This is a genomic window from Armatimonas sp., assembly GCF_043760365.1.
Taxonomy (GTDB): Bacteria; Armatimonadota; Armatimonadia; order Armatimonadales; family Armatimonadaceae; genus Armatimonas.
Genome location: NZ_JAYUPA010000716.1, coordinates 1 through 10,614 on the forward strand (window position 1 = coordinate 1; position 10,614 = coordinate 10,614).

Genomic DNA, 10,614 nt, shown 5'->3' on the forward strand with positions numbered 1-10,614 from the left:
AGCATCACCCTCGTGGTTGGCCCGGTTGCCTACATGATCTACACGATTTACGAGACCTACACCGCGCGCACTCAGGAGAAACAGCAGCATATCGAGCAGCTCCAGAGCAGCCAGACACAGCTTGCCGATCTCTATCTTGCGACCATTAAGAGCCTTGCGCTTGCTATTGATGCCAAAGATCAGTACACCCACCAGCACATTTTACGCGTGCAGCGCTACTCTGTGGCGGTGGGAGAGTATCTACAGCTCTCCGAGAATGATCTTGAGGGGCTGCGTACAGGAGCACTTCTACACGATATCGGCAAGCTGGGAGTCCCGGAGTATGTCCTGCTCAAGCCGGGCAAGCTCACCAACGATGAGTTTGAAAAGATTAAGAAGCACCCGGAGATCGGGGCGGCGATTCTTGATCCCGTCGAGTTCCCCTGGCCCGTCTTACCGGTGGTGAAGTACCACCATGAAAAGTGGGATGGCACGGGCTATCCTGAAGGGCTCAAAGGGGAGGATATTCCCTTTCTTGCTCGCATTCTGAGTGTCGCGGATGTCTACGATGCACTGACATCCACCCGTTCGTACCGAAATGCCTGGTCCCATGAGCGCGCCCTGAACTTGATCCAAGAAAATATGGGGACTCACTTTGATCCGGTCGTTGCCCAGGCCTTTCTCGCGGTGATTGATGGAGTGGTTCAGGCGATGGCGAGCGAGGGCTACGGACCGCTGATTAGTCGCAAAGAGGTGCCTGTTTATGCGACCAAGGCGGATGAAGCCGCCCGGGATATTCACCGGGCCTCGTCGGAGCTCTGGGCACTCTACGAAGTGGCGCAGACTCTCTCCGCCAGTATGGGAATGACGGAAACCCTAGATATTTTGGCCCGTAAGCTGGAGGCGATCCTTCCGGGAACCACCTGTTTGTTTCTTCTCACAGCGGAGGACATGCCCGAAACACTAATCGCGCGAGCCGCTGTGGGCACGAACCGGGAACACTTCCTGACTTGCCGCACGGCGGGCCTGAAAAGCCGCTCTCTGGGGGTCGTTCGTTCCCGAAATACCTATCTGGGCGAGTTTGATCACGATGATCTACTGATCACCAGCCAGACACAGACACCGTGGGTGCCACTCAATACGGCGCTAATTGTTCCGATTGTCCATCAGGGAGAGGCGCTGGGAACCATCAACCTCTTCCACCAGCAAACCGATGCATTCTCGGTTCATGACCAGCATCTTTTGGAGATGATCGCGGAGCGCGCCGCGATGGCAATCTACAACGGCCTGCTCTATGACCGGACACGAAATCATGCCTTTACTGACCCGCTCACGGATCTCTACAATATCCGATTTCTAACGCAGTATGTCGAAAAACGTTGTGCTGAAGGCGAGGAGGCGCGCAGTTTTGCCGTTCTTTGCCTGGATCTGGATAACTTTAAGCCCGTCAATGATAACTTTGGCCACTCGCGTGGCGATGATGTCCTTCGCGATCTGGCGGGACTTCTGCGAGGCGCGGTGAAGGAGCAGGATATTGTCTCGCGGTACGGGGGAGATGAGTTCCTGCTGATTTTAGAGGATGCTACTATGGCGGAGGCGGAGCGTATTGCGGAGCGTGTGCGTGCCGCGATCACCTCCTACGACCCCGGACTGCTGCACCCGCGTCTGGGTGCTCTGCGGCTCGGAGTTAGCATCGGCACTTCCTGCTTTCCTCACGACGGGAGCGACTGTGCCACACTGCTCTCGGCGGCGGATCAGCGCATGTACCAGGACAAGACCGACCGTAAGCTTCGCTTTATGGCAGGGGGGCAGACTCTGGAGCCGGACAGGGCTCTTAAAGAAAGCCGTCGTAGTGCGTTGAAAGTGGTTTCGGGGAAAAAAGCGGCGTAAACTGGCGGTATGAATGAGGCAAAGCTGCTCCTAACCGTCGGGCTGGTGACAGACGTACACTACGCCGATGCTTTTCCGCGTGCGAACCGCTACTATCAGGAATCTCTCACAAAGTTGGAAGAAGCGGCGTGCGTTCTCCGTGAGGAAAAAGTAGATATTGCCGTGGAACTAGGGGATCTGATTGATGCTCGTCGGAAACCCGATCTGGTTCAGGAGCGTGAGTATCTGAAGCGCATCAACATGGTTTTTACGGCAATGGCTCCCGAGCGGCACTATGTCTTTGGAAACCACTGTGTCACGACCCTGAAAAAGCGAGAGTTTCTGGAGATTGTGGGCCAGAAAAGATCCTACTACTCCCTGAAGCGCAAGGGAGTTCACCTAATCTTTCTGGATGCCTGCTTTCGCTCGGATGGCGTGGCCTACGGCGAGGAACCCTTTGAGTGGAGCGATACGGAGATTCCTCCGGCGCAACGGCAGTGGTTAAAGACAACCCTCAAAAAAGCAAGCGGTCCGGTGGTTATCTTTGTGCACCAGCGCCTCGACACGCCTCCGGGCAATCACTACACCATCAAGAGCGCTTCTGAAGTGCGGCAGATTCTGGAGCAGAGTAAGAAAGTCAGTGCGGTCTTTATGGGCCATAGCCATGGCAACGATCAGACGATGATCAATGGGATTCCCTATCTCACCCTCGCCGCGATGGTTGAGGGAAGTGGGCCGGAGAGTAGTGGCTACAGCGCTTTAAGTATTTTCGCTGATGGTAGTGTTGAACTCAAAGGCTTTCGCAAGCATGCCCAGCATCCCGTGCACGCAAAACGCCTGCAACGAATGTCTCTCCCTGAGACTCTTTAACAGCATGCAGATTAGTATTCAAGCGCGTGGCCTGATCAAAGACTACGGCAAGCAGCGGGCCGTTGATGGAATTGATCTTGATGTGGGTGAGGGAGAGTTTTACGGATTTCTAGGTCCCAACGGCGCGGGCAAGTCCACTACGATTAAAATGCTCACGGGGATGCTACGGCCTACACAGGGGCAGATACGGGTGGCGGGCTACGACATGGCAAGTCAGCCGCTTGAGGTAAAGCGCGTGATTGGGATTCTCCCTGAGGAAACCAGCCTCTACGAGCGGCTCACGGCGCGGGAGATGCTGCTTTTTGCGGGCCAGATGTACGGCCTGGGGCGCACCGAGACCGAGGAGCGCACCCAAGACCTGCTGGGCGTGATGGAGCTGACAGCGGATGCGGATAAGCTTATCGTGGACTACTCGATGGGCATGAAAAAGAAAGTCGCGCTGGCGGCCGCGCTGATTCATCGGCCCCGTGTGCTCTTTCTGGACGAGCCGTTTAATGGCATTGACCCGATCTCGGTGCGCGCCATCCGGGGGGTACTCAATACGCTCACGGAGCATGGCACGACGATTTTTTTTACATCGCACGTGATGGAAGTGGTCGAGCGGCTCTGCACCCGCATTGCGATCATTCAAAAAGGCAAGCTGGTCGGTCAGGGCACGATCGCTGAGCTGCGTGAGCAAGCGGGTGAAGACGGCGCTCTGGAAGATGTTTTTCTCAAGCTCGTCTCCCCGGAGGCCATCAGCACCGAGACTCTCAAATGGCTCTGAGGCAGCTTCTGTGGCTGCGCTGGAAGCTCACGTTGCGGGGCTTTACCCGGAGCCGGAGCACGCTGATCGGCTCGATTATTGGGATGCTTATTGTGGGACCCTACGCGCTGGCGCTGGCGGGCGGCCTCGGCTTTGGGCTCGTGAAGCTAGATATACCCCTCGGGGAGAACGCTCTGCGGGGGGCGCTACTGCTCGTGGCCGCGATCTGGACAATCGGGCCCGTGCTGGGCTTCCAGCTCAACGAGGCGCAGGACATCACGCGGCTCTTTGTCTACCCGGTGCCGGTGCGCAAGCTCTTTCTGGGAGCGATCGCCGGATGCTTGCTAGACTTGACGACAATTCTTCTCATCCCGACGCTGCTTGCGGTGATTGTTGGTGCGGCGTTTCATGGCCTTGCGGGGGCACTGATCGCCGTGATTGTCATGCCGCTCTTTCTCTTTCAGACACTCGCCGCCAGCCAAGGTGTTACTCTCGCACTTCAGGGGGTGCTCCAGAGCCGAAAGTGGCGCGATGTGGCGCTGCTGATTGTGCCGCTGTTCTGGATGACCTGGCAGTTCGGGATGCAGAATATTGGGCGGAGTGCGGGAAAGACGAACTGGACGGCCTTTCTTGGAAGCATGACCTGGGATGTGCTCAGCTTTCTTCCGCCGGGCCTCGCCGCCCGCGCCGTTGGGGCGGGGATGAAGGGCTTGTGGCCGCTTGGGATTGCCTATCTGGGGGCACTGGGGCTCATTACCGTGGTTACTTTTATGGTCTCTTCCTGGCTGGTGAGCAAGGCCTACGAAGGGGAAGCCGTCGGTGTTCCCGCCCCACAGCCCCCCCCCCTAGCCCCCCGCCGGGCAGGGAGCAGGGGGAGGGGAGGCGTGGTTCAGGCGGTCTTCCAGAAAGAGTGGTACGTCTTTACTCGCGATCCGTACTTTCGGCTCATGGCGATGAATTTTGTCTACATGCTGGGGTTCGGGGCGTTCATGGCCTTCAGTCGGGGGAAGAACGACGCGGCAGATGGCCTGGGATTCACTGAGGCGCGCACGACGATGGCTCTCTGGCTGGCGACCTCACTGACACTGTTTCAGCAGAGCATTCTGTCCTACAACATCTTCGGCCCCGAGGCGAATGCGGCCACTCTGCTTTTTGCCTTTCCCGTACGCCGTCGCGAGCTACTGATCGGGAAGAATCTTGCAAATCTCTCGGCGCTCCTACCTTTGAATCTTGCTGCCGTGATCGTACTCTGTGCAACCCTCAAGCGTCTTGACATGCTCCCTATCTTGCTGCCGTGGATGCTGGGTGCCTCCGTGCTCATGACTGCTGTGGGCAATGCGGTCTCCGTGATGATCCCGTACCGGGTCAGTACGCAAGGATTCAAGGCGCGGCAGAGCAGTGGGGGAGTGGGATATGGCTTCGCGAGCCTGGGAATCAGCTTGGCGGCACTGGTACTCTATGCGCCCATTCTAGCCGCCGTGCTCGTGCCGCACTTCTGGATCGGGACGAGCTGGCTGCCACTGACTGTCCCCGTGGCGCTTGGCTACGCCGTGGGCCTCTATTTTCTCTCACTACGCCTCACGGAGCCCTGGCTGCTAGAGCGCGAGCAAGAGATTGTCGCACGGGTTGCTCGGCCTGAGGGTTAGGGTACACTCTAAGCATGGCACGAATTCAACATGCGAAGACGCAAAACCCGCAGATTGCGACACTCACTTTTTGGGGCGGCGTGGGCACTGTCACCGGCTCTAAGTATCTGATCGAGACTAAAAACAGCAAAGTTTTGATTGACTGTGGGCTTTTCCAGGGTCTCAAGGAGCTTCGGGATCGTAACTGGCAGGCACCGCCTTTTGACCCGACGACGGTAGATGCCGTGGTGCTGACCCATGCGCACACCGACCATGTGGGCTATCTTCCGGCACTGGTGAAGAATGGCTTCAAGGGCATGGTCTACTGCACCCGCGCCACGGGGGAGCTGGCACGCATTATTCTCGAAGACTCAGCGGAGCTGCAAGAGGAGGAGGCGGACTGGCGCAATAAAAAAGGACTCACGGCACACCACCCCGCCGTGCCGCTCTACGACCGCACCGATGTGAAGCGCACGATGAAGCTCTTTCAGCCGCAGAAGGCGGGCACGGAGGGTTTCCAAGTTACCAGCGATATCCGCGTGCAGTGGTGGCCCGCGGGGCACATGCTCGGGGCGCGTTCGCTTCGGGTGGAGGTGAGCGGGGCGGGCGCAGAGGGACAGCAGCGCAGTATTCTCTTTTCGGGCGATGTCGGCCGCTGCGATCAGCCGGTTCTGCGCGATCCCGTCACGCCGCCACCCGCCGACTATGTGTTAGTGGAGTCCACCTACGGGGATAGGCTGCACGAAGACGAAGACCCGCGTCAGCAGCTTGCCGAGGTCATCAAAGACGCCCACGAGCGCGATGCCCCCGTGCTGATTCCCGCGTTCTCCGTGGGCCGCACTCAGGACATTCTCTACCATATCCGTGAGCTGGAAGATGCCGGAGAGATTCCCATTGTGGCCGTTCGCGCCGACTCCCCGATGGCGGCGGAGGCGACACAAGCCTACCTCAAGATGGTGGAGGAGCACGACGACGATACCCGGGAGATTACGGCCGCACGGCGCAACCCGCTGCGCACAAAGTCCATGGGATTCTCATCGAGCCGTGAGGAATCCCGCAGGCTCAACGAGGAAACCGGCGCTCGGGTGATCGTCTCCGCCAGCGGCATGATGACCGGGGGGCGCGTGATGCACCATGCCCGCCAGATGGTCTCCAACCCCGAGGCGACGATCTGCTTTGTGGGATTTCAGGCTGCGGGTACGACGGGGCGGCGGATCTTAGATGGCGAGCCGGAAATAAAGATCTTCAAGGAGTGGTTCCCGGTGCGCTGCCGCATCAAAAAAATCGGCGGCTTCTCCGCCCATGCGGACTACAACGAGCTTCTCACCTGGCTCGCACCGCTGGGACGCAACGCCCCCCGCCAGGTCTACATCACCCATGGCGAGCCGGAAGCCGCCGCCGCTATGGCCGAGCACATCAAAGAGCGCTTCGGCTGGAGTGTTACCGTCCCCGCTTACGGGGACGTGATCGAGCTGAGATAACTGAGCCTCCTAGCCGTAGGTTGGTTTTTGTGGCCAGCCTGCGGGGGAATCCTCGAAGTCCTCTTGCCTGCCGTAGGGCGTGACATCCAGAAGCGGGTAGGTGTGGACGAGGTTCTCGACGCCCCGACCGTAGGTGGAGTAGGTATGGTAGACGTCATCGCCGAGCCGGAAGAAGACGCTGAGGCCGGAGCCCTCGCCTTTGTCGTCGGAGACGCGGAAGTCGTAGTTGAACTCGCTCTCAAACGACGAGTACCAGGGGATGCTCCAGCCGCGCTCTTGCTTCCAGGCATCGAGCTTGGTAAATGGGGCACGGGAGACGAGGACAAATGCCGTGTCGCGCTTGCCCAGCAGGGAAAGATCCGCGATGGTGTCTACAAAGCCCGTGCAGCCGGGGCAGCCTTTCTCCCAGTCGGGGCCGAACATGAAGTGGTAGGTTATTAGCTGGCGCTTGCCCTCAAATAAATCTACGAGTCCGAGTTTGCCATTGGGGCCGTCAAAGACATACTCTTTTTCTAGCTTCACCATCGGGAGCCGTCGTCGCACCGCAGCAAGACGATCACCCTCGCGGGTGTGTGCTTTCTCCTCAAGCAGAAGCGCCTCGCGCTGGGTAAGCCATTCGTCGTGGGAGACAATGGGGGAGTGGGGGATTTCGTTCTCTGTCATTACTCTACTTCTTTCTAATTGCGTGCAGTTTGTTTCGTACTCCCAAATTGTGTTCTCAGACGGAAAGCGCAGAGTGGCGATTTTTGTGGTGAGAGGTGCGTGTGAGGGGAGGGCATTTAGCACAGGCTTCCCGCTTGCGATACAGTAAGTACTACATGTCCAATACCAATATATTTCATGAGAACGTGACCGAGGAGTGCGCTGTCCTCGTGGCGCTGGAGACCGGTGAGCATCTTGATAGTATCGAGGTGCGTCTCGATGAGCTCACGGAGCTGGCGAGCACGGCCAATATCCGGGTGATCGAGCGCTTCGACCAGCGCAAGCGCAACCCCGATCCGGCGTTTCTGATCGGGCACGGGAAGGCCGATGAACTCTACACCCTGGTGGCGGAGCTGGAGCCGACTGTCGTGATCTTCGACAATGAACTCTCCCCGACCCAGCAGCGCAACTTAGAGATCACGCTCAAGTGCCGGGTGATGGATCGCACCCAGCTCATTCTCGATATTTTTGCCCAGCGTGCCCGCACCCGTGAGGGCAATCTACAAGTCGAGCTGGCCCAGCTTACCTACTCCCTGCCGCGTGTGGGGCTGCTCTACACCAAGTTCGAGCGCCAGCAGGGCGGTATCGGGGTGCGTGGCGGTGGCGGGGAGAGCAAGGTCTCGCTCGACAAACGTAAAATCCGTGAGCAGATCGCCGAGCTGAAAAACGAGCTAGAAGAGGTCAAGAAGACCCGCCGCCAGCAGCGCGTCGCCCGGCGCAAGCTGCCGTTCCCGTCGGCAGCTCTGGTCGGGTACACGTCGGCGGGCAAGTCCACTCTGCTCAACCTGCTCTCCGGCTCCGATGTGCTCGCCGACAAGATGCTCTTTTCTACTCTGGACCCCACCACGCGCCGGGTGATCTTGCCCGATGGGCGGGGGATTCTGCTCACCGACACCGTGGGCTTTATCCGAAATCTCCCCCACGACCTCGTGGCGGCGTTTCGTGCGACTCTTGAGGAGACCATCGAGGCGGACTTTCTGATTCACATGGTGGACATCAGCAGCCCTGAGGCCGACCGCCACCGCGACACGGTTCTGGAGACACTGGAGGCACTGGGTGCGCAGGGCAAGCCGATCCTGACGGTTTTTAACAAGAGCGATCTGGTCGAGGATCCGCTTGCGCTCCGTCACCTGGTTGCATCAACCCCCAACTCCTGCTACATCTCCGCCGCCAAGTCCCAGGGGCTCACGCACCTCATGGACCGTATCTCGGACACCATTAAAGAGCTGGTGCAGACCATGCTGGTCGCGATTCCCTACAGTCGCTCCGAGCTAGTGGCACAGTGCCATGAGTTCGGCGTCGTGCACTCGGTAGACTACGGCCCGGATCATATTCTCGTTCGCACTGATGTCGCCCACGCGCTGGCGGGTAAGCTGCTAGAGTTCCAGATCGTCTAAAAAGCGCCTGTGGTACACTTGGCTATGTTTTCCCAGACAGCCGAGTATGCTCTTCGTGCCGTGGCGTATCTGGCGGAGCAGGGAGAGCCACGGACGGTGGCGCAGATCGCAGCGGCCACCAAAGTGCCTCCCAGCTATCTCTCCAAGGTGCTGCAGAGCCTTGCGAAAACGGGGCTGGTGGTTTCCCAGCGCGGCCTGCACGGCGGCTTTCACCTAGAGCGACCCACGGATCAGCTCTGCGTCTTTGATATTATTCAGGCCGTTGACCCGATCCAGCGTATCAAAACCTGTCCTCTGGACTTGCCTCAGCACGCGCAGCATCTGTGCAACCTACACCAGCGTATGGACGACACGCTCGCGCAGGTAGAGCGGGTCTTTCGGCAGACCACATTTGCCGAAGTCCTAGAAACCCCTATCTTCGGCCCCGATCCCGACTAAATGGCCCTGGGTGTGGAAGTAGAGTGCGTTCTCGGAGATGGCGGGAGTGGCCATGCAGACCTCGCCCATCGGGTTTTGAGAGAGAAGCTTGAACGTTGCCCCCGCCTGCACTACGAATATCTCGCCCTCCTCGCTGGTGTAGTAAATCTTCCCCTCAGCGGCCACGGCGGAGGCACTGAAGCCCGTGCGGCCCGTGCCCATGCGCTCCTGGTAGAGACGCTGGCCGGACTGAGCCTCGTAGCAACTGAGAATACCGGCATCGTTGCACACATAGAGATGTGGCCCCAGCACCAAGGGCGTCTGCATGTAGGCACCTCCGCGCACAACCCCCCAGCCAAAGTGCAGGCTACCCATGTTCTCAGGGGGTAAGATGATCTCGCCGATGGCAGTGGGACGGATGGCATAGATGGGGGCTTGCCTGCCGTGGGCATTGGTGATAAAGATCAGCCCCTGCCCAACAATAGGCGTGGGAACAGGGATATCGCCGCCCCCGGTGAGCTTCCAGAGCGACTTGCCCGTTTTAAGATCGTAGCCGCCGATATGCTTCCAGCCGTTACACACGATCTGTGCCTTGCCGCCCACGGTGCAGAGTGTCGGAGTGGACCAAGTGGGCACTTCCGTGCGCGGCGTGCGCCAGAGATCTTTGCCCGTCGCGGGATCGAGCGCGGCCACAAACGAGCCTTTCTGGATGTCGCACTGGACAATAATCTTGCCGTCGGCGAAGATCGGGGAGCTGGCCCAACCCCATTGCGCGGTGGGCACCATGTAGAAACCCGAGTCCAGAATCCCCAGATCGCGCTTCCAGAGCAACTTGCCCGCTAGGTCGTAGCAAAATAGCCCCTCGGAGCCAAAGAACGCTAAAACCCGCTTGCCATCGGTTGCCATGGTCGCGCTGGCCTGCGTGGCCTTGGTGTGGCGCTTGACTTTAGGCACGCCCTTGTGCGCGGTCTTCTGCCAGAGAATCTTCCCGGAGCGCTTATGAACACAGTAGATGCGCCACTCGTGTTCGGAGTCATCTTCTACCGAGGCGATCTCACCGTAGATCCCCACTTTTAAGTCGTTGTTTTTCGGGCTCAGCGCCGCCGTCACAAAGACCTTCTCGCCCCAGACAATCGGGCTGGAGTGACCCAGGCCCGGCAGAGGGGTCTTAAAGAGAAGATTTTTCTTCTCCTCGACATTCCAGGTGGTGGGAAGCTTGCTTCCCACTGCGACTCCACTTGCGCCAGGACCACGAAACTGCGGCCAGTTGATAGTTGCCATGGTGCTATTTTACCCAGGTAGAGCCTTTTGCACGAATCACGTAGGCGCGCCTTCGGGCAGAATTTTCGAGAGGTAGCTGACGTTCCGAAGGTAGCTGACGTTCCGAACCGATAAGGAGATGTGACAAACCAAACCACTCAGAACGTCAGTCACAAGATTATACCTGCTGAGCAAGGCACAGAGGGCGAGTACCTGCTTGCCCCTTACTGGAAACAAGTCCGAGAGAAGCTTTTCCCTCTTCTGGAAGA

General features: G+C 58.8%; 10 protein-coding genes. 7 read left to right on the forward strand and 3 right to left on the reverse strand.

All coding sequences use genetic code 11. The features are described 5' to 3' along the window. From ACH2EH_RS16845 to ACH2EH_RS16865, 5 genes are all read left to right on the forward strand, one after another. A partial coding sequence (locus ACH2EH_RS16845; protein ID WP_395143373.1) for a diguanylate cyclase occupies nt 1-1,869 on the forward strand: 1,869 nt, incomplete at its 5' end. 9 nt (nt 1,870-1,878) lie between these two features. Next, nucleotides 1,879-2,718: a metallophosphoesterase family protein gene (locus ACH2EH_RS16850; RefSeq protein ID WP_395143375.1), complete on the forward strand. Its 840-nt coding sequence runs from the start codon at nt 1,879-1,881 to the stop codon at nt 2,716-2,718. Nucleotides 2,719-2,722: 4 nt separating this feature from the next. After that, nucleotides 2,723-3,484 carry an ABC transporter ATP-binding protein gene (locus tag ACH2EH_RS16855; RefSeq protein ID WP_395143377.1) on the forward strand — a complete coding sequence of 254 codons (762 nt, stop codon included), beginning with the start codon at nt 2,723-2,725 and terminating at the stop codon, nt 3,482-3,484. Next, on the forward strand, nt 3,475-5,109 hold the full coding sequence (locus tag ACH2EH_RS16860; RefSeq protein ID WP_395143379.1) for a hypothetical protein: 1,635 nt from the start codon (nt 3,475-3,477) through the stop codon (nt 5,107-5,109). Before ACH2EH_RS16855 ends, ACH2EH_RS16860 begins: the two co-directional genes overlap by 10 nt. Before the next feature lie 14 nt (nt 5,110-5,123). Further along, entirely contained in the window at nt 5,124-6,569 is a 1,446-nt protein-coding gene (locus ACH2EH_RS16865; RefSeq protein ID WP_395143381.1) for an MBL fold metallo-hydrolase RNA specificity domain-containing protein, read from the forward strand. A 9-nt stretch (nt 6,570-6,578) separates the two neighbouring features. On the opposite strand, the gene ACH2EH_RS16870 is transcribed toward ACH2EH_RS16865, so the two are convergent. After that, nucleotides 6,579-7,232 carry a DUF899 domain-containing protein gene (locus ACH2EH_RS16870; RefSeq protein WP_395143382.1) on the reverse strand — a complete coding sequence of 218 codons (654 nt, stop codon included), beginning with the start codon at nt 7,230-7,232 and terminating at the stop codon, nt 6,579-6,581. 155 nt (nt 7,233-7,387) lie between these two features. Here ACH2EH_RS16870 and hflX point away from each other — a divergent pair, with 155 nt between their 5' ends. Both hflX and ACH2EH_RS16880 read left to right on the forward strand, forming a co-directional pair. After that, nucleotides 7,388-8,668 (forward strand): GTPase HflX, encoded by a 1,281-nt coding sequence (hflX, locus tag ACH2EH_RS16875; protein ID WP_395143384.1) that lies wholly within the window; start codon nt 7,388-7,390, stop codon nt 8,666-8,668. 24 nt (nt 8,669-8,692) lie between these two features. After that, a complete protein-coding gene (locus ACH2EH_RS16880) occupies nt 8,693-9,106 on the forward strand; it encodes an RrF2 family transcriptional regulator (protein ID WP_395143386.1) in 414 nt (137 codons plus the stop codon). Here ACH2EH_RS16880 and ACH2EH_RS16885 read toward each other — a convergent pair. Continuing rightward, the gene (locus ACH2EH_RS16885) at nt 9,071-10,366 is read right to left on the reverse strand and encodes a PQQ-binding-like beta-propeller repeat protein (RefSeq protein WP_395143388.1); all 1,296 of its coding nucleotides are present in this window, start codon (nt 10,364-10,366) and stop codon (nt 9,071-9,073) included. The genes ACH2EH_RS16880 and ACH2EH_RS16885 overlap by 36 nt on opposite strands. A 36-nt stretch (nt 10,367-10,402) precedes the next feature. After that, nucleotides 10,403-10,614: hypothetical protein (locus ACH2EH_RS16890; protein ID WP_395143389.1), on the reverse strand; the 212-nt coding region annotated here is incomplete at its 5' end.